Raw genomic sequence first — 17,064 nt, 5'->3', positions numbered from 1 at the left:
TACAATGTCTCAAGCATCATTTTAAATGCTTCAGCCATCGATCAGTCGCTGTCGGCCACCACTTTGCGACGCTGCAGCAGGCGTGCCGCGAGCCAGCACAGCATGGCCCAGGCGAAGCCCGCGCACCAGCCGGCAAGCACATCCGACGGCCAATGCACGCCGAGATAGACGCGGCTGGTGCCGACCAGCACGGTGGTGAGCACGGCAAGGCAAAGCACGAAGATCTTCGTCCGGCGATCCGGAAGGAAGCGCGCGGCCAACGAGCCGAGCGTCAGATAGGTCACCGCCGACAACATGGCGTGGCCGCTTGGAAAGGACAGCGATGTCTCGGTGACCAGATGCGAGACGAGGTCGGGCCGCGGCCGGTCCACCTCGAGCTTGAGCAGGCTGGAAAGCACCTGCCCGCCGGCTATGGCGACGAAGACGAACAGTGCCGTGGCCGGCCTGCGGATCAACAGCAGGTACAGGATGGCCGCGGTCGTGATCAATACCAGCACAGTTGTGCTGCCGAGCGCGGTGATGTCGCGCACCGCGCCTTGCAGCCAAAGCGGGCCGATCGGGCTGTCCGGCTGCCCGGCATGGCGGAAGGCAAGCAGGATCTCGGTGTCGAAGGCGTGCGGCGTCGTGGCGCGCGCCACCTCCATCAATTCTTCAAAACCCCACAGCCCGCCGGCGATCACCAGCCCGGCCAGAAGCAGGGGGAATTCGATCTTGGCAAGCAGCGCGCCGACGGATGGTTTCATGAGAGGCTCGAGGGTTAGAGCTTCTGCATATAGGGCCCGAGCGTGATGAGGGCGACGGCGGCGATCGCCAGCACCATGCCAGTCGCCTGGAAAGCATTGAGCCGTTCACCGAAAAAGGCGATGGCCACGACGTTGACGGCGACAAGCTGGATCACCGCCGACAGGCTGAACGACACCGACATGCCGAACTCGCGCACCAGCCTCAGCATGATCAGGTTGCCGGCGGTATAGAGCGCCAGCGTCACAAGGAGCTTGGCCAGGCTCGGCGCCAGCCCCCATTGCTTGGCCGCCATCGCCGCCAACAGGAACATCACGGTCGAAATACCGAGCTGCGCCAGTCCCCAGAAACTCACCTGCCATCCCCTTTTGAAGCGCCGTCGCCACGGCCGGCCGCAGCCCTTGTTTCCGAAGCGGGCGAAGCCGTCAAGCCGATCGCGACGGACGTTGCGTGCTCACAGGGGGACCGAAGGCGGCTGGCCAGGGCGAAGCAGGAGCGAAGCTCCGTCGCGTAGACCCTGGAATCCACGCCGTTACCTTGGCCGCAAGTGCAGCGGAGCAGAATTCTGCACCGCTGGCGGGGCTTCGATGTCACGGCATGAATCCTCGGGTCTACGCGTTCACTTCGCTCCCGCTCCGCCCGTGGATGACGAAAGTGCCGAGCACTCACCCAGCCCGCTGAACCATGGCGATGTTCATCGCGCTGCGCAGCCGGAAGCCGATGGACTCGTAGAGCCTGATCGCCGCGGCATTGCTGGCAAAGGCGTGCAGATATGGCACCTCGCCGCGGGCCATGATGCGGTTGGCAACGAACAGCGACAACAGCCTGGCGAGGCCGCCGCCGCGGAAATCCGGATGCGAGCACACGCCGCTGAGCTCTGAATAGCCGGGCTGCTTCATGCGCTCGCCGGCCATGGCGGCCAGCCTGCCGTCGATCTTCACGCCCCAGAATTCGCCGAGGCTCAAGGCTTCCAGCGTGAACGGGCCAGGCCTCGTCAGCGAGGCGAGCGCGAGCATCTCGGCCGCGTCCTGCCGCGTCAATTGCTCGATCCGGGGGTCGGCGACCGGCTGCAAGGCTTGCCCGGCAATCATCTGCACGGCATCGGCGGTCATCGTCGCGACAAGCGCCGGCGGCAGGACAATGTTGTCGGCCTGAGCCAGGATAACGGTCTCACCAGCGGGAACGAGCCTTCCGAGCGCGTGGAGGTTTTCCGGATCGTCCGTTGCCGTGGCAGCGAACGGGATGATCGATGGCCGGTACCGGCGCGCGAGATCGTCACCCTCGGCGAAAATCCTCTGCCGTGTTGCAAGCGCGCTCCAGACGGGGCGGTCGAGGATATGCTTCATGGCGTGGCGATCCTTTCGGCGCGACGGTGGAGCGGCGTCTCGGCCAGCCGATCCTCGATGGCGGAAAGCTGGCCGAGCAGCGGCCCGGAAAGATCGGCGCACAGATCCGCGACAGCATTTTCGATGCTCGGCCAGATGTCCCGTTTCGCCCGGTCGACCAGCCGCCTGCCGTTGCCGGTCAGCGAAACGATCCTGCGCCGCTGGTCGTCATCCGCGGGATTGACTTCCACCAGCCCCAGTTCGGCAAGCAGCGCGACGCTGCGCGTCACGCCCGGCTGCGCGACACCCAGCGATTGCGCCAGCTCACCGACCGGCAACGGCCCCAGCCTGTCGAGCGCGGCGAGCAGCGGGTACTGGCTCGACTGGATGCGCATGTCGAGGCGGTCGAGCACGCGCTGCGTGTCGGCCTGCAACTGCTCGCCCATGCGTTTCATCCGGCTGCCGAGGCAGAGAAAACCAAGAGATCGCAGAATGTCTTCCATAGCGCGCCCGCCACATATCGATAACTTGATATATAACATTGCATGGAAAAATCAAGCTAATGCACACAGGGGCGTTCCCGCGGCTGATGGCCGATACAGGAGGCTTTCGGACGTTTGCCCTTCATTCGCCGTCAATTGCATCATATATCGCTGACGCTACGTGGCCGGCAGCGGTCGCCAGCGATTCGCGACCTGAGGGCGGCAGGTCATCACTTCTTGGCACGCGGAGCTCATGGCGCCCCTGCGCATCTATTTCGACAGGCTTCTCGATGCCGTGGCGCCCAAGGTTCCGCGGCGCGAATTGAGCGATGGGGAGCGCCTGGCGCTGGTGCGCCGCCATGGCGATTTCTCGCTCGCCTATTCCACAGCCGTGCAGAAGAAGCTGTCCTATTTCAGCGACGGCGACGGCTACATCGCCTTCGGCACCAAGATGAGCCGCCATTTCGCGCTGGGCGATCCGGTGGCCGACCCGGCCGACCGCCCGGCCTATATCAAGCGCTTTGTCGAGGCGGCCGGCGGCCCCTGGTTCGTGCAGATCGGCGCCGACACGGCCAAGGTGCTCGCCGGTCTCGGCTACCAGGTCAACCGGCTCGGCATCGACACCAGGTTGCTTTTGCCGGAGCATGATTTTTCGGGCAGACGCAACGAGACCGTGCGCTATTCCGAGCGCTGGCTGGCGAAGAAGGGGTTTGTCCTTACAGAGGACACGGGCGACATGCTGCTCGAGGAGATCAAGCAGCTTTCCGTCGACTGGCGCAAGAAGCGCATCATCAAGCGCTGGGAGATGGGCTTCCTGAACCGTCGCTTTTCCAGCGAGCTGGGCGCCGATATGCGCCGCTTCCTTCTGCACAGTCCCGAAGGCCGGCTTCTCGCCATCCTGGATTTCGACCCGCTGTTTCGCGACGGCAAGGTCTTCGGCTACACCACCGCCTTCAAACGCAAGCAGATCGACGCCACGCCACATGCCGAAGTCGGACTGACAAAGTTCGCCGTCGACCGCTTTCGCGAGGAAGGCATCTCGCTGGTGACCCTCGGTCTCTCGCCGCTGCTCGACATCGAGCCCAGCGGCTTCGCCGAATCGGATTTCTGGCGCAACACCTTCCAGCGCGCCTACAACTCGCCCTGGGTCAACCGCTCGCGCTTCAACCTGCAGGGCCAGGCGGCCTTCAAGCGCCGCTTCCACGGTGTCGAGGAGCCGACCTATATCGCCTTCCGCAAAGGGACCTTCGTGGAGATGCTGGGGCTGCTGCGCCTGACCAAGGCGATCTGAGGCAGGCCTTTTCCTCGCCCACTTCGTCCACGCTATGCGCACATCTTCCGTGACGGGCGTGACTGATCGGGCCGGGGCTTGATTGCCACGTGGTTCCCCCAATCCGTCGCTGCTTCGCAGCGCCACCTTTCCCCCTCCAGAGGGAAAGGAAGGGCGCCTTCCTCTGCCCCGTCGATCGGGGGAGAGGTGGCTCGGCGAAGCCGAGACGGAGTGGGGTCGAACCAGCGCTACATTGGAAAATGCATGCGCCAAGCTGCCGTGCACTTCGTGGGGCGAGGAACTCGAGTTCTTTCAGTTCCTCAACCTGTATCCCGTCTTGAAGATCCAGGCGACGATGGCGACGCAGATGGCCAGGAACACCAGCGTCATGCCGAGGCTGACGCCGACCGAGACGTCGGCCTTGCCGTAAAAACTCCAGCGGAACCCGCTGATTAGATAGACGACCGGGTTGAACAGCGTGATCGTCTTCCAGATGCCCGGAAGCATGTGGATCGAATAGAAGCTGCCGCCGAGGAAGGTGAGCGGCGTGACGATCAACAGCGGCACCAGCTGCAGCTGCTCGAAGGTCTTCGCCCAGATGCCGATGATGAAGCCGAACAGGCTGAAGGTCACCGCCGTCAGCACCAGGAAGGCGATCATCCAGAACGGATGCTCGATCCTGAGCGGCACGAACAGCGAGGCGGTGGCGAGGATGATCAGGCCGAGCATGATCGACTTGGTCGCCGCGCCCCCGACATAGGCGATGATGATCTCCAGATAGGACACCGGCGCAGACAGGAGCTCATAGATCGAGCCGACGAATTTCGGGAAATAGATGGCGAAGGACGCATTCGAGATCGACTGCGTCAAGAGCGACAGCATCATCAGGCCCGGCACGATGAAGGCGCCGTAGGCGATGCCGTCGATCTCGTTGATCCGCGAGCCGATGGCCGAGCCGAAGACGACGAAATAGAGCGATGTCGAGATGACCGGCGAGATGATGCTCTGCAGCACCGTGCGGAAGGCACGCGCCATCTCCACCCGGTAGATCGCCCATACTGCGCGAAGATTGGGGGCCGCACGCAGGTTCATGGCTCTTGCCTCAGGAGACTGACGAAGATCTCTTCGAGCGAGCTGTTCTTGGTGTCGAGATCGCGGAACTGGACGCCGGCCGCCTCGAGGTCGCGGATCAGCGAGGCGACGCCCGGACGGTCGCTCTGGTTGTCATAGGTGTAGGTGAGCTGGTTGCCGTCGCCCGACAGCTCCAGCGCATAGCGCGACAGGCTCTCGGGCAGGGCGGCCAGCGGCGCGCGCAGCTCCAGCCGCATCTGCTTGCGGCCAAGCTTGCGCATCAGCTCGGCCTTGCCCTCGACCAGGATGATCTCGCCCTTGTTGATGACGCCGACGCGGTCGGCCATCGCCTCGGCTTCCTCGATGTAGTGCGTGGTGAGGATGATGGTGACGCCGTCCTCGCGCAGGCGCCTGACCATGGCCCACATGTCCTGGCGCAGCTCGACGTCGACGCCGGCCGTCGGCTCGTCGAGGAACAGCACGCGCGGCTCGTGCGACAGCGCCTTGGCGATCATCAGCCGCCGCTTCATGCCGCCGGACAGCGTGATCGCTTTCGAATCCTTCTTCTCCCAGAGCGACAGGTCGCGCAGCACCTTCTCGACGAAGTCCTTGTTGGGCGGCTTGCCGAACAGGCCACGGCTATAGTTCACTGTCGCCCAGACCGTCTCGAAAGCGTCGATGGTGAGTTCCTGCGGCACCAGCCCGATCAGGCTGCGCGCCGCGCGATAGTCCCGGCTGATGTCGTGGCCGTCGACCGTGACGCTGCCCGACGAGCGGTTGACGATGCCGCAGACGATCGAGATCAGCGTCGTCTTGCCGGCGCCGTTCGGCCCGAGCAGCGCGAAGATCTCGCCGCGCTCGATGTCGAGATTGATCTCCTTCAACGCCTTGAAGCCGGTGGCATAGGTTTTCGTGACACCGGAGATCGAGATGATGGATGACATGCTGAAATACGGCCGGCTGGAAAATGTGACCTGATATAGGTCGGATGCCGCTGCGTGCAACGGCAAATCGACGCCGCTCCTGACAGTTCTGGACAGTGGGCTGGCAGGCGACAGCATCGACAATTGGCGAAGCGGCCGATGACGGCGTCTTTCTCCCCGTCACTATACGGGGAGAAATACCCGGTAGGGCAATGAGGGGCAGCGCAACCTGTCAGGCAAAGCCTATCGCATTCCTTCGACCAATGACGGCTCGCAGTTGCCAACCGCAAACACCGGCGCCGTCCCTCATCCGTCACTTCGTGACACCTTCTCCTCGCAAGCGGGGAGAAGGACTACCCCTGCTCCGTCCAGAACGCGATCTCCTGCGCCTTGGTCCTGAGCTCGGTCTTCAGCCACTGGTCGTCGTCGTCGAGGTAGCTCCACGGCGTCTTGCCCTGCGCCCGCATCTCGCGGATGTAGGAGCGGTAGCGATAGTGGCTGTAGACCGACATCGCGTAGGTGGCATAGGCGGCTGCAAGCTTCCTGTGGCCGCGCACGATCACCAGGTTCTCGTCATTCTGCTTGCTCGCCGGGGCCGAGAAATTGTGGCTGCCGGTCACCACCACGCAATCCTTCGAATGCGGATCGGTGACCAGAATCTTCGAGTGCACAATGGCGTGGCCGATCTGCGACAGGAACTCCCGCCGGTTGACCTCGGCGATCCATGGCCCGAGCGGCGCATCCAGGCCTTGCGGCTGCGCCACCGCGTAGCGGTCGGGCGTGAACGTCCGGTCGCTGCTCACCAGGTCGATGTCGAGGAAGTTCTGCTCGGTGCCGCCCTCGTCCCCGCTGAGGGTGGAGACCACGCCGCGCACATACATGCCCTTTTCCCCGGCGCGCTGGCCGGCAAGCGTATGCAGCCCCTGCTTGCCCGGGGTGAACATCAGGAACAACACCGCCTGCCTGGCCGAGGTGATGACCTCGCGCAGCGCATCCATGTCGGCCCCGTTCGAGGTGCGGGTGAACCACACAGTCGCCTTGGCGCTCCCAATCGTGAAGGTTTTCGGCGCGTCGTTGTCGGCCATCAGCGCCGGCGTAAAGTTCGCCGGGTCGGTCTTCGGCGGCGAGGCATCCTTGAGCAGGTCCCAATGCCGGCGGAAATGCGCCGCGACATCCCTGTCCTCGATCAGCAGCCCGTTGTTGACCTGCGTGCACAGGCCGGTGGTGCTCCAGTTGGTGCTGCCCGTCCATACCATCTCGGGAACGTCATCCCTGGACACCACGACGAACTTGTTGTGGCCGAGCCCTTTCGATTTCAGCATCCGGTCGATGGTCGCGACGCCGTGGTCGTTGAGGTTCTTGCGCGCCGCCTTGTTGCCGTCGCCGCTCTTATCGGAGCCGTTGGCGAGGATGAGATGGAGCCGCGGCCCGAGCCCGATCAGCGCCGTCTCCAGCGTCGCATCGCCAAGCTCGTAGAGCGCGGCATGCAGTTCGTCGCCGACGCCTTGCGTCAACCCGACCATGCGCAGGCCGAGATCGCCTTCCAGGAAGGCGCGGAATTTTGCGTCGCCGTTGGTCTGCAGGCTCTTCTTGAAGGCCGCGGGCGTAAGCCTGTTCTTGGCCATGTAGCGGGCGACGAACTGCGACAGCACCAGCCCCCGGTTGAAGTAACAGGAAAAGCCGCCCCCCGCGTCGGTCGCAAGCGTCTTCCAGTCCGTCCAGTCGCTGGAAACGCCCTTGGCCAGCGGCTTGCCGGGGCCCGTGCTCGTCATCGCGGTGACCCGGTAACGCACGACATTGCCGACATCGGCCGCATGGTCGGTCCAGTTGAAGCGCTGGAACGGCCAGACGTCGGACGGCCTGTGATCCGCCGATTTCGGCTTGTCCTTGGTGAAGCCGACGCGGTTCTCCACCGGCTCGATCTTCTCGGTCGCGCCGACCTTGCGGCCGCGCTCCAGCAGGAAACCCCGGCATCCCGCGATGAAGTCGCTCGGCGCCCAGGCAACGAAGGCGTCGTCGCCATTGGTGTAGACGGAAACCTTTATGCTGACGGTCACCTGTTCGTTCCTCCCCGATGCAGCGCCGGCTTGTCCGGCCCATCAATGCAACCAACAAACCCCGCGCCGGAAGCAGGGCCCAGGATCAGTTGAAACAGAACATTCGAAAAGGTTACGGCGATGATTATGTGGCAGCAGAAGATCGAACGTCAATGTTTTGCAGCGTCAAGTATAACTCTATGAACTGCTTCACACTGCGTTCCGTCTGCCAGCAGACGCAAACGTTGGGGCTTGGCTAAAGCCGCTCGAACCTCGTCATTCCTGGGCGGAGCAGCCGCGAAGCGACGTCGCGGAGACCCTGGAATCCATTCCGTGATGCTGATTAGAGCGCGCAGCGGTGCAGAATTCTGCACCGCTGCAGCGCTCGAAAGTCACGGAATGGATCCTCGGGTCTACGCGCGTCGCTGCGCTCCTTGCTCCGCCCGTGGATGACGACGAGTAGGCCTCTCTCAGCTCTTGCTGGAGGCGAGCACCAGCACCGGCTTCTCGCTGTAGAGCTGTGGGAACAGCGCCTTCAGATTCTCGATCTTGGGCAGGTCGTTGTAGACGATATAGGGATAGGTCGGGTTCAGCGTCAGGAAGTCCTGATGATAATCCTCGGCCGGGTAGAAGGTCTTGCCGGTCTCCAGCGTGGTGACGATCGGCTTCGGGAACACCTTGGCCTTGTCGAGCTGGGCGATGTAGCTCTCGGCGACCTTCTTCTGCTCGGCATTCTCGGCGAAGATCGTCGAGCGGTACTGCGTGCCTGAATCCGGCCCCTGGTAGTTGAGCTGCGTCGGGTTGTGCGCGACCGAGAAATAGACCTGTAAGAGCTGGCCGTAGGTGACCTTCGACGGATCGTAGGTGATCTCGACGGATTCGGCATGGCCGGTGCGGCCGGTGCCGACGACTTCATAAACGGCGTTCTCGGCGCTGCCGCCGGTATAGCCGGATACGGCCTTGCTGACGCCCTTGACGTGCTGGAACACGCCCTGCATGCCCCAGAAACAGCCGCCGGCGAAGATCGCCTTCTCGGTCCCGCTCGCCGCCTTCTCGTCCATTGCCGGCGGCGGGATCACCACCGCGTCCTCGGCCGAACGCGCCGGGCTCTGCCACAGGGCGGTAGCCGCAACGACCGCAAGGCCGAGCGCTGCAAGCGTGCCGCGGATGAAGAATGGCCGCGCGGCTTTTGTCTTTATGCCGTTCATGTCCTGATCTCCTGTCGTTGTCTCAGTATATAGGAAGGAAGCCGTCGGGAGGTTCTCACTTTGCCGTGCGGCCGTGTGTAACCGCCAACGGCGCTCCCCCTCTCCGTCTCGGCTTCGCCGAGCCACCTCTCCCCCGCCTTTGGCGGGGGCGAGGAACCAAGGCTTGCGAAGGCCGCGCCCCCGAGCGATTTGCGTTTCCTCGCCCCCGCAAGGCGGGGGAGAGGTGGATCGGCGCGCAGCGCCGAGACGGAGCGGGGGCCAGCGCTGACATTCGCAATTGGCTCCGGCTGCGCCGCAAGCTCACCTTACTGCGCGGTGCTATCCGCCGGCTTCATGGCGTCGGTTGCGGGCTTCATCGCGTCCGCCGGCTTCATGGCATCTGTCGCCGGCTTCATCGCGTCCGTCGCCGGCTTCATCGCCTGCGTGCTCATCGCATCGGGCTTCATGGCGTCGGCCGGCTTCATGGCATCGGTCGCCGGCTTCATGGCATCGGTTGCCATTGCATTGGCGGGCTTCATGGCGTTGGTCGTGTCGTCGGCGCGGGCGCCGGCTACGAAGACCGCGGCGGAAAGCGCGAAGGCCAGGGCCGGCAGCGTGAGGAACTTGGTCATGACATAGTCTCCTTGGGTTTTGGCACGCGCATGCGGCCTTGGTGAAGCGTTGCCGCCCATGCGGCCCCGCGCGAAGGGAAAGAAAGATCAGTTGGCGGCGGCGGCCAGGATCGGTCCGCCGCGCGGCGCCTGCACCAGCACGGCGGTGCTCAAGCCGCCGCCGGCCGCCGGCAGCGGCAGCGTCGTCGCTTCGCCGTTCCAGCTGCCGAGCTTTGTCAGCGCATGCACGACATTGGCATGCGGCAGCGTGCGGCCGGTGTTCTCGCCGCGCGCCACCGGCACCTCGACGACGCCTCTGTTGTAACGCACCAGCCAGATGTCGGCGCCGCCGCCCGGGGCCTTGCCGGCGCCGATGCTGACCTTGCCCTTGCCGAGCGAAAGCTCCGGACCTTGCGGGTGGCCGCTGTTGGCGATGAGACCCTGGATCTCGCCCGGCGCCGCGCCCACGGCATCATGGCTGCCATTCACCACCACCTGCGGCGTGAACGGCCCGTCATGGCCGAGCGGCGGCTCGTAAGTAACCTGGCGATCGGTGAATTCCTTGCGGCCAAAAGTGTCCTTCCAGCCGAGATAGTCCCAATAGGTGACGTTGAACGACAGCGCCAGCACACCCGGCTGGTCCTTGACCTTGATCAGGTTGGCATTGGCCGGCGGGCAGGACGAGCAGCCCTGGCTGGTGAACAGCTCGACCACGGTGAGTGGCTGGGCGGCCGCGGCGCCGATCGTGGCGGCAAGCATCGCGCCGGCAAGCAGGCCTGTCTTCAATCCGGTCATGGGAAGCAATCTCCGTAGCGGGGTCATGCTCCCATTTCGCCGGGGCGGATCGCTTCGTTACAGGCTTCACCGGTTTGTGATTGCAGGCCCTCTCCGCTTCTCCCCTGTCGTGGAAGAAGGCTTCATCCGTTCACCGCGCGGCTATCTTCGGGTGCTTCGGCCCTTTCCGTCAGCCCGTAATCGCGCACGACCTGGGCGATGCGCAGACGGTAGCCGGCAAAGATGCCGCCGCGCCCCGCCTTTTGCGCCTGGCGGTGCTCCTCGGTGTTGCGCCAGGCTTTCACCGCTTCCTCGTCGCGCCAGAAGGACAGCGACAGCACGCGCTTCGGATCAGTCAGGCTCTGGAAGCGCTCGACCGAGATGAAGCCGTCGATGGTCTCGAGCAGCGGCCTGAGCTCGGCCGCGATGCCTAGATAGGCATCGCGCTTTCCCTCCGCGGGCTCGACCTCGAAGATGACTGCGATCATGCCTCTATCCCTTCCCTGACCGTTACGTCGGTCTTGAAGACCTGCCGCGGACCGTGCGGCCCCGACACCAGCTTCAGGAAGACGCGATCCTCCTTCAAGATGAACTTCTCGCGCCTGGCGAATTCGTAATTTGCCTTGCCGGCCGGGTCTGCGGCAAGCCGGGCGCGATAGGCCTCGTAAGCGGCGAGGCTCTCGATGTTGTAGGCGGCATAGGCCGTGGTGGCCGAGCCTTCATGCGGCGCGTAGTAGCCGATCAGCTCGGCGCCGCAGCGCGGAATTGCCTGGCCCCAGGCGCGCGCATATTGCTCGAAGGCTTCCTTGCCGAACGGGTCGAGCTCGTAGCGGATGAAGCAGGTGATGGTCATATCGGTCTCCTCGGTTGGCTTCCGCACGTCGATGCTTCGACCGTGATCGAAACATTGCTGGCGCCTCTGTGCTAGGCATCCTCCTGTCAGGAGTGTTTGCCCGGGCTGCTTGAGATGGTCCCAGAATAGTGCTTCCCTGACGGGAATGCTTCGATGAGGATCGAACCATGCGTGAAGGACCCGACATCGCCCGCATCGCCAGCCTGGTCGGCGACCCGGCCCGCGCCAACATGCTGAATGCCCTTATGGGCGGCACGGCGCTGACGGCGTCGGAACTGGCGCTGGAAGCCGGCGTGTCGCTGCCCACGGCTTCCTCGCATCTGTCGAAGCTGATGGAAGGCGGCTTGCTGACCTTGGCCAGCCAGGGCCGGCACCGCTATTATGGGCTCGCCAGCGCGCAGGTGGCCGGCATGATCGAGGCGATCATCGGCGTCGCCGAGGCGGTCGGCCCGAAGCGGGTGCGGCCCGGCCCGCGCGATGCGGCCATGCGCGTGGCGCGGGTCTGCTACGACCACCTCGCCGGCGAACAAGCCGTGGCGATGCTCGACCGGCTCTTCGACAGGAAGCTTTTGCTGCGCGAGGACAATGAGATCAGGCTCTCGTCATCCGGCGCCGCGCATTTTTCCGCGCTCGGCATCGGTATCCAGGCCAAGGCGCGGCGGCCAGTGTGCCGCGCCTGCCTCGACTGGAGCGTGCGGCGCTCGCATCTCGCCGGCACTCTGGGCGCCGCCATCCTCGACAAGATCATCGCCGAGAAATGGGCGCGGCGCGAGAAGGACAGCCGCGCCGTGGTGTTTTCGCCCGGAGGAAAGCGGGAGTTCGAGAAGGTGTTTCTGTCTTGAAGCCCCGGTGCCGATAACTGAAAAGCCCGGTGCCGATAACGTGCAATGTCGGCGCGAGGCCCCCCTCTCTGCCCTACCGGGCATCTCCCCCTCAAGGGGGGGAGATCGGATGTCACGCTCTCTTTCGCAAATCGTCAACGTTGCAGAAGAGGAGCCGCGCCAAAGCTGCCAATCTCCCCCTTGAGGGGCAGATGTCCAGCAGCTAACTCCGCTTCAGCACCTTCCCCAGCTTGAAGAACTCCTTCCACGGATCGGCCTTCTTCAGCTGCGCCAGCGTCGTCTCGTCGCCGAGCGGGAAGGCGTTCGGCGGAAGGCCCTTCTCGATCTCCGGCCAGGTCACCGGCATCGATATTGTCGCGCTCTTCTTGGCGCGCGAGGAATAGGGCGCGACCGTGGTCGAGCCGCGGCCGTTGCGCAGATAGTCGACGAAGATTCTTCCGGTGCGCGCCTTCTTCGACAGCGTCGCCGTGTAGCGGTCGGGCGCCGCCTGCTCCAGCGCGCGGGCAAAGTCGTGGGCGAAGTCCTTGACCTGATCCCAATCGGCCGAGGGCTTCAGCGGCACCAGCACATGATAGCCCTTGCCGCCGGAGGTCTTGACCAGGTTGGGCAGCGACAGCTCGTCGAGCTGCTTATGAATGTCGAGCGCCGCCTCGCGCACCCGGCCGACGTCGACGCCTTCGTCCGGATCGAGGTCGAAGATGATCTGGTCCGGCTTTTCCAGCTCATCGATCGTCGAGCCCCAGATATGGACCTCGACCACGCCGTACTGAACCAGCGCCGCCAGCCCGTCGAAATCCTTGATGTAGAGGATCTCCTCGCCATCCGTCGGATCCTTCATCCTGGCGATCCTGTCGCTCATGCCGGGCGAGGCGTGTTTCTGGAAGAAGCGCTGGCCGTGGATGCCGTCCGGCGCGCGCACGAGGCTCAGCGGCCGGTTGACGACGAATTGCTCCATGCGCGGCCAGACCAGGGCGTAGTGATCGAGCAGGTCCTGCTTCGAAACCTTCTCGTCGGGCCACAGCAGCTTGTCGGGATGCGAGAGTTTTATCGCGGTTTTCGCCGCTCCGGCTGGCGCCGTGGCGGGTTTCGCGCCCGTCTTTGCTTCGCTCTCGGCCTTCTTCGGCTTTTCCTGCACAACTTCCTCCGCCGGCTTGTCCTCGCGAAGCCCCTGGAACGAGGCGTGGCGGATTATACGGTCGGATGTCCAGCTGCGGAACTCCACCTCTGCGACAAGCTCGGGCTTGACGAAGGTGAGCCCCTTGCCCTTCGGCACCGCCGCGGAGAAGGGCGATGTCTTCGCCTCGAGGCGATCGAGCTTCTTCTTCAGATCCGCCATCACCTTGCCGGAGAAGCCGGTGCCGACACGGCCGGCGTAATTGAGCTTGCCACCCTCGTAGTAGCCGACGAGAAGCGAGCGCACGCCCCGCCCGGTCTTGTCCGAAGGCAGATAGCCGCCGATGACGAATTCCTGCCTCAGCGTGCATTTCGACTTGATCCAGGTGAGCCCACGCCCGCTACGATAAGGCGCATCGGCGCGCTTCGACACCACGCCTTCCAGGCCCATGCGGCAGACATGCTGCAGCATGACCTTGCCCGGCTCGTGGAAATGATCGCTGAAGCGCAGCGCCGAATCCTCGGGCTGCCGGCCCAGCAGCTCGGCCAGCGCCTGCTTACGCTCGACCAGCGGCTCGCGGCGCAAATCCTCGCCGTCGAGCCGCATCAGGTCGAACGCATAATAGATGAAGCGATCGGCGCGGCGGGCCGACAGGTCCGCCTGCAGCAGCGGGAAGGACGACGCGCCGCTGTCGGCGAGCACCACGACCTCGCCATCGACAATCGCATCGCGACATTTCAACTTGGCCAGCGCCGCCGTGACCGGCCCGTCGAATTTTCCCGTCCAGTCGAGACCGGCGCGGGTGAGCAGCCTGACCTCGCTGCCTTCGATCTGCGCCTGCATGCGGTAGCCGTCGAATTTCACTTCATGCAGCCAGTCGTCGCCGGTCGGCGCTTCCTTCTCCAGCGTCGCCAGCTGCGGCTCGATGAATTCGAGCTTCCGGACCTTCCCGGCCTTGGCCTTTCCGGCGGCCGGCCTGTTGGACTGCCAGACCTTCGGTGTCTGCCCCTTGGCCGCCTTGCCTTGGCCGACCTCCTCGATGGTCAGGCCCGATTTCACCGATTTCGGTTCTTCTTCGAGGATGTCCTCGCCAGGACGGGCGGCGGCATCGTCGGATTTGATCAGCAGCCAATTGTCGCGCTTCTCGCCGGGGCGCGGCCTCAGCCGGACCAGATGCCAGCGGCCGTTGAGCTTGTGGCCCTCGAGCTCGAAGTCGATATGGCCCTTCTTCATGCCCTGGGCTGGATCGCCATCGGGCGCCCATCTGCCTTCGTCCCAGACGATGACGGCGCCGCCGCCATACTGGCCTTTCGGAATGGTGCCTTCGAAGGAAGCGTAGTCGATCGGGTGATCCTCGACATGCACGGCCAACCGCTTCTCATGCGGGTCGAGGCTCGGGCCGCGCGTCACCGCCCAGCTCCACAGCACGCCGTCATGTTCCAGGCGGAAATCGTAGTGAAGCCGGGTGGCGGCATGCTTCTGGACGACGAAGATGCCGCCGGCCTGCTTGCCGCGCTTCACCTTGCCGGCCGGCTCGGCGGTTTTCCTGAAATCGCGCTTGGCGTGATACTGCTCCAGGCTGGCCATGCCGCCACTCCCCTATGCGGATTTGCGCTTCGACGCCGCTTTGGCCTTCGGCCGCCGCGCCGTCGTCTTTGACGAAGATTTGCCGGCTTTGCCGTCGTCGGCGTTGAGGCTCTTCTTCAGCGCGTCGAACAGGTTAACGACATTGGACGGTTTCGGCGATGCCTTGGCGCTGGGCGCCCTCCTGCCGGCTTTCCTGGCGCGGACCAGCTCGAGCAACGATTCCTCATAGCGATCCCTGAACTTGGCCGGATCGAACTTCGCCTTCTTCTTGTCGATGATATTCTCGGCCAGCCCGACCATCTCGCCGTCCAGCTTCGCAGTTTGGATATCGGCGAAGATCTGGGATGCGTCGCGCACCGTGTCTCCGTAGCGCAGCGTCGTCAGCAGCATGCCCTTGCCGAACGGCTCGATCACCGCCGGGCGCTCGCGCTGGTAAAGCACGATGCGGGCGAGGCCGGCCATTTTCTTTTCGGCCAGGGCATCGCGAATGACGGCGAAGGCCTCCTGCGAGACCTTGTCTGCGGGCGAGACATAATAGGGCGTGTCGAGATAGACTTGGTCGATCGAGGCCTTGTCGACAAAACCATCGAGATCGAGCGTGTGCGACGACTCGATCTGGACCGCTTCGATATCCTCGTCCTCGATGCGGATGAATTCGTGCTGGCCGACCTCGAAGCCCCTGACCTCCTCATCCTCTTCCAGCGGCTTGCCGCTTTTCTGGTCGACATAGACACGCCGTACCCTGTTGCCGGTCTTGCGGTTGAGGATGTGGAAGGACACCTTTTCGGCGTGGGTGACGACGTTGCTCAATTCGATGGCGCAGGTGACCAGTGAAAGCTTGAGATAACCGCTCCAGGCGGGTCGCGGCGCCATGACAAACTCCTTGCAGCATCGAGCAGCATCGGGACAAACCGAAACGGCGGGAGCGCCGCTTCGGTTCCCCGACGCCAGGGCCGGCGCCAAAAGCCCCGGCCTTGAATGGGCGCCCCTACTCGGCCGCCTGGAGGTTGACCCTGCTTTCGGCGATCTCGGTGAGCTTGCGGTCGGTCGCCTCTTCTTCCTTGAGGTTCTTGGCCAGCACGTTGGCACAGTCGCTGCGGCCGAGCTGCTTCGCCCAGGCGATCAGCGTGCCGTAGCGCGTTATCTCATAGTGCTCGACGGCCTGCGCGGAGGCGATCAGCGCCGCATCTAGGACTTCCTTGTCGTCGACATCGCCGCTGACCTCGTCGGCCTCTTCGAGGATGCCGTCAATGGCCGGGCAGTTGACGGTCTTGGCCTTGACCCCATGCAGCTCGAACACCTGCTCGACCCGTTCGATGTGGCCCCTGGTCTGCGTGAGGTGCTTTTCGAAGCCGGCCTTCAATTGCGGATCGGTCGCCTTGTCGATCATCTTCGGCAGCGATTTCTCGATCTGCTTCTCGGCATAATAGATGTCGCGCAGCGTGTGGATGAAGAGATCGTCCAGCGTCTTGATGTCTTTCGAAAAGAAGCCCATGGCGGTTGCCTTTCCATGTTTCGCGTTGTGGGAAGGTTGCGCGGCGGACAGCCGTCAACACGGCCGGGTTCATCCCGGCCTTGCGGGTCAACGTCGTCTTCCGTGACAGGTTCCTGCCGGGCCTGTCCCGCGAAAGGAAATTTCCGGGCGCGACCTGGAGACGAAACAGAAGCGCTGCCAAGCGACATCGGAACGAAACATATGTGGTGCAAAAGTCACACGGCGCGGAAACGCGACGAAAGGCACCGAAACACCGCGAATCAGCCGCAATCCGGCCACGATGCAACGACTTTCGGACCAGAAATTAACATCACGTTCACCGACTATTCACGCCTCGACGCTATGCTCTCGAACAATTCGGAAGGGACATCCGAAAGCGGGACAGGGACAGGTAAAATGAACTTCTGGAATCACATTACAGGCTACGCCGCCGCCATTCGCGAATTCGTCGCGCCGACCTATCGGCCGGAACGCTACTATATGCGCGGGCCAGGTCCGGCCTGCGCGCGCCGCGGCAACTCACTGGGCGTCAGCGCGAACTGATGATGACCCGCTTACGCGCCCATCACAGCCGCATCTGCCGGCCGGCCGCCGACCAGCGCGCCACCACCTATCGCGCCGAGCGCCTCGTGCTCGCCGCCAACTGGCGTGCGACAACGCCGCGACTTTGACGCCGCCGCCGGCTGGCTTAGTGTCTCCCCTAGTTTGACGCAATTCCGGACGGAAAACCGCTCACACTTTTCCTGGAATTGC

General features: G+C 64.0%; 19 protein-coding genes. 4 read left to right on the top strand and 15 right to left on the bottom strand.

Features of this window, described 5'->3' with window-relative positions; all coding sequences use genetic code 11:
• Positions 1 to 41 precede the first annotated feature (41 nt).
• The 4 genes from DPM35_RS19455 to DPM35_RS19440 all read right to left on the bottom strand — a co-directional run bounded on the left by DPM35_RS19455 (position 42) and on the right by DPM35_RS19440 (position 2,569).
• Positions 42 to 743, bottom strand: a complete 702-nt coding sequence (locus DPM35_RS19455; RefSeq protein ID WP_112128872.1) for a phosphatase PAP2 family protein — start codon at positions 741 to 743, stop codon at positions 42 to 44.
• A 14-nt stretch (positions 744 to 757) separates the two neighbouring features.
• Complete coding sequence (locus DPM35_RS19450; protein ID WP_112128871.1) at positions 758 to 1,096, bottom strand: hypothetical protein; 339 nt, start codon at positions 1,094 to 1,096, stop codon at positions 758 to 760.
• A 310-nt stretch (positions 1,097 to 1,406) separates the two neighbouring features.
• Positions 1,407 to 2,087 (bottom strand): GNAT family N-acetyltransferase, encoded by a 681-nt coding sequence (locus DPM35_RS19445; protein WP_112128870.1) that lies wholly within the window; start codon positions 2,085 to 2,087, stop codon positions 1,407 to 1,409.
• Positions 2,084 to 2,569 carry a MarR family winged helix-turn-helix transcriptional regulator gene (locus DPM35_RS19440; protein WP_112128869.1) on the bottom strand — a complete coding sequence of 162 codons (486 nt, stop codon included), beginning with the start codon at positions 2,567 to 2,569 and terminating at the stop codon, positions 2,084 to 2,086. Before DPM35_RS19440 ends, DPM35_RS19445 begins: the two co-directional genes overlap by 4 nt.
• Before the next feature lie 232 nt (positions 2,570 to 2,801).
• Between DPM35_RS19440 and DPM35_RS19435 the strand changes: the two genes are divergently transcribed.
• Positions 2,802 to 3,839 carry a phosphatidylglycerol lysyltransferase domain-containing protein gene (locus DPM35_RS19435; RefSeq protein WP_112128868.1) on the top strand — a complete coding sequence of 346 codons (1,038 nt, stop codon included), beginning with the start codon at positions 2,802 to 2,804 and terminating at the stop codon, positions 3,837 to 3,839.
• Between the two features lie 291 nt (positions 3,840 to 4,130).
• Here the strand turns inward: DPM35_RS19435 and DPM35_RS19430 are convergent, their stop codons facing one another.
• The 8 genes from DPM35_RS19430 to DPM35_RS19395 form a co-directional block, all read right to left on the bottom strand.
• Positions 4,131 to 4,910 carry an ABC transporter permease gene (locus tag DPM35_RS19430; protein WP_112128867.1) on the bottom strand — a complete coding sequence of 260 codons (780 nt, stop codon included), beginning with the start codon at positions 4,908 to 4,910 and terminating at the stop codon, positions 4,131 to 4,133.
• The gene (locus DPM35_RS19425) at positions 4,907 to 5,833 is read right to left on the bottom strand and encodes an ABC transporter ATP-binding protein (RefSeq protein WP_112128866.1); all 927 of its coding nucleotides are present in this window, start codon (positions 5,831 to 5,833) and stop codon (positions 4,907 to 4,909) included. The genes DPM35_RS19430 and DPM35_RS19425 overlap by 4 nt, the downstream gene beginning before the upstream one ends.
• A 332-nt stretch (positions 5,834 to 6,165) precedes the next feature.
• On the bottom strand, positions 6,166 to 7,869 hold the full coding sequence (locus tag DPM35_RS19420) for a phospholipase D-like domain-containing protein (protein ID WP_112128865.1): 1,704 nt from the start codon (positions 7,867 to 7,869) through the stop codon (positions 6,166 to 6,168).
• 449 nt (positions 7,870 to 8,318) lie between these two features.
• A complete protein-coding gene (msrA, locus tag DPM35_RS19415; RefSeq protein ID WP_112128864.1) occupies positions 8,319 to 9,056 on the bottom strand; it encodes a peptide-methionine (S)-S-oxide reductase MsrA in 738 nt (245 codons plus the stop codon).
• Positions 9,057 to 9,361: 305 nt separating this feature from the next.
• Positions 9,362 to 9,667: a hypothetical protein gene (locus DPM35_RS19410; RefSeq protein WP_112129108.1), complete on the bottom strand. Its 306-nt coding sequence runs from the start codon at positions 9,665 to 9,667 to the stop codon at positions 9,362 to 9,364.
• A gap of 87 nt (positions 9,668 to 9,754) precedes the next feature.
• A complete protein-coding gene (locus tag DPM35_RS19405; protein ID WP_112128863.1) occupies positions 9,755 to 10,441 on the bottom strand; it encodes a DUF1223 domain-containing protein in 687 nt (228 codons plus the stop codon).
• A gap of 122 nt (positions 10,442 to 10,563) precedes the next feature.
• Positions 10,564 to 10,908 (bottom strand): antibiotic biosynthesis monooxygenase family protein, encoded by a 345-nt coding sequence (locus tag DPM35_RS19400; RefSeq protein ID WP_112128862.1) that lies wholly within the window; start codon positions 10,906 to 10,908, stop codon positions 10,564 to 10,566.
• Positions 10,905 to 11,273, bottom strand: coding sequence for an NIPSNAP family protein (locus DPM35_RS19395; protein WP_112129107.1), 369 nt, complete (start codon positions 11,271 to 11,273; stop codon positions 10,905 to 10,907). The genes DPM35_RS19400 and DPM35_RS19395 overlap by 4 nt, the downstream gene beginning before the upstream one ends.
• 167 nt (positions 11,274 to 11,440) lie before the next feature.
• Between DPM35_RS19395 and DPM35_RS19390 the strand changes: the two genes are divergently transcribed.
• On the top strand, positions 11,441 to 12,115 hold the full coding sequence (locus DPM35_RS19390; protein WP_112128861.1) for an ArsR/SmtB family transcription factor: 675 nt from the start codon (positions 11,441 to 11,443) through the stop codon (positions 12,113 to 12,115).
• Positions 12,116 to 12,317: 202 nt separating this feature from the next.
• On the opposite strand, the gene ligD is transcribed toward DPM35_RS19390, so the two are convergent.
• The 3 genes from ligD to DPM35_RS19375 all read right to left on the bottom strand — a co-directional run bounded on the left by ligD (position 12,318) and on the right by DPM35_RS19375 (position 16,311).
• Positions 12,318 to 14,816 (bottom strand): DNA ligase D, encoded by a 2,499-nt coding sequence (gene ligD, locus DPM35_RS19385; RefSeq protein WP_112128860.1) that lies wholly within the window; start codon positions 14,814 to 14,816, stop codon positions 12,318 to 12,320.
• Between the two features lie 12 nt (positions 14,817 to 14,828).
• Positions 14,829 to 15,689, bottom strand: a complete 861-nt coding sequence (ku, locus tag DPM35_RS19380) for a non-homologous end joining protein Ku (RefSeq protein WP_112128859.1) — start codon at positions 15,687 to 15,689, stop codon at positions 14,829 to 14,831.
• A gap of 115 nt (positions 15,690 to 15,804) precedes the next feature.
• The gene (locus DPM35_RS19375; protein ID WP_112128858.1) at positions 15,805 to 16,311 is read right to left on the bottom strand and encodes a YciE/YciF ferroxidase family protein; all 507 of its coding nucleotides are present in this window, start codon (positions 16,309 to 16,311) and stop codon (positions 15,805 to 15,807) included.
• Positions 16,312 to 16,707: 396 nt separating this feature from the next.
• Between DPM35_RS19375 and DPM35_RS19370 the strand changes: the two genes are divergently transcribed.
• Positions 16,708 to 16,854, top strand: a complete 147-nt coding sequence (locus DPM35_RS19370; protein ID WP_112128857.1) for a hypothetical protein — start codon at positions 16,708 to 16,710, stop codon at positions 16,852 to 16,854.
• Complete coding sequence (locus DPM35_RS33120; RefSeq protein WP_281004616.1) at positions 16,854 to 16,982, top strand: hypothetical protein; 129 nt, start codon at positions 16,854 to 16,856, stop codon at positions 16,980 to 16,982. Before DPM35_RS19370 ends, DPM35_RS33120 begins: the two co-directional genes overlap by 1 nt.
• The last annotated feature ends 82 nt before the right edge of the window (positions 16,983 to 17,064 follow it).

The organism is Mesorhizobium atlanticum (assembly GCF_003289965.1).
In the GTDB taxonomy this organism is placed as follows: domain Bacteria; phylum Pseudomonadota; class Alphaproteobacteria; order Rhizobiales; family Rhizobiaceae; genus Mesorhizobium; species Mesorhizobium atlanticum.
The sequence above is the reverse complement of the archived record's forward strand: the minus strand, read 5'-3'. Positions and strand labels throughout refer to the sequence as shown.

Excerpts from the sequence above, each read along its gene's own strand:
- DPM35_RS19455 (WP_112128872.1), bottom strand. The coding sequence starts at position 743 with ATGAAACCATCCGTCGGCGCGCTGCTTGCCAAGATCGAATTCCCCCTG.
- DPM35_RS19445 (WP_112128870.1), bottom strand. The coding sequence starts at position 2,087 with ATGAAGCATATCCTCGACCGCCCCGTCTGGAGCGCGCTTGCAACACGG.
- DPM35_RS19440 (WP_112128869.1), bottom strand. The coding sequence starts at position 2,569 with ATGGAAGACATTCTGCGATCTCTTGGTTTTCTCTGCCTCGGCAGCCGG.
- DPM35_RS19435 (WP_112128868.1), top strand. The coding sequence starts at position 2,802 with ATGGCGCCCCTGCGCATCTATTTCGACAGGCTTCTCGATGCCGTGGCG.
- DPM35_RS19430 (WP_112128867.1), bottom strand. The coding sequence starts at position 4,910 with ATGAACCTGCGTGCGGCCCCCAATCTTCGCGCAGTATGGGCGATCTAC.
- DPM35_RS19425 (WP_112128866.1), bottom strand. The coding sequence starts at position 5,833 with ATGTCATCCATCATCTCGATCTCCGGTGTCACGAAAACCTATGCCACC.
- msrA (WP_112128864.1), bottom strand. The coding sequence starts at position 9,056 with ATGAACGGCATAAAGACAAAAGCCGCGCGGCCATTCTTCATCCGCGGC.
- DPM35_RS19410 (WP_112129108.1), bottom strand. The coding sequence starts at position 9,667 with ATGACCAAGTTCCTCACGCTGCCGGCCCTGGCCTTCGCGCTTTCCGCC.
- DPM35_RS19405 (WP_112128863.1), bottom strand. The coding sequence starts at position 10,441 with ATGACCGGATTGAAGACAGGCCTGCTTGCCGGCGCGATGCTTGCCGCC.
- DPM35_RS19400 (WP_112128862.1), bottom strand. The coding sequence starts at position 10,908 with ATGATCGCAGTCATCTTCGAGGTCGAGCCCGCGGAGGGAAAGCGCGAT.
- DPM35_RS19395 (WP_112129107.1), bottom strand. The coding sequence starts at position 11,273 with ATGACCATCACCTGCTTCATCCGCTACGAGCTCGACCCGTTCGGCAAG.
- DPM35_RS19390 (WP_112128861.1), top strand. The coding sequence starts at position 11,441 with ATGCGTGAAGGACCCGACATCGCCCGCATCGCCAGCCTGGTCGGCGAC.
- ligD (WP_112128860.1), bottom strand. The coding sequence starts at position 14,816 with ATGGCCAGCCTGGAGCAGTATCACGCCAAGCGCGATTTCAGGAAAACC.
- ku (WP_112128859.1), bottom strand. The coding sequence starts at position 15,689 with ATGGCGCCGCGACCCGCCTGGAGCGGTTATCTCAAGCTTTCACTGGTC.
- DPM35_RS19375 (WP_112128858.1), bottom strand. The coding sequence starts at position 16,311 with ATGGGCTTCTTTTCGAAAGACATCAAGACGCTGGACGATCTCTTCATC.
- DPM35_RS19370 (WP_112128857.1), top strand. The coding sequence starts at position 16,708 with ATGAACTTCTGGAATCACATTACAGGCTACGCCGCCGCCATTCGCGAA.
- DPM35_RS33120 (WP_281004616.1), top strand. The coding sequence starts at position 16,854 with ATGATGACCCGCTTACGCGCCCATCACAGCCGCATCTGCCGGCCGGCC.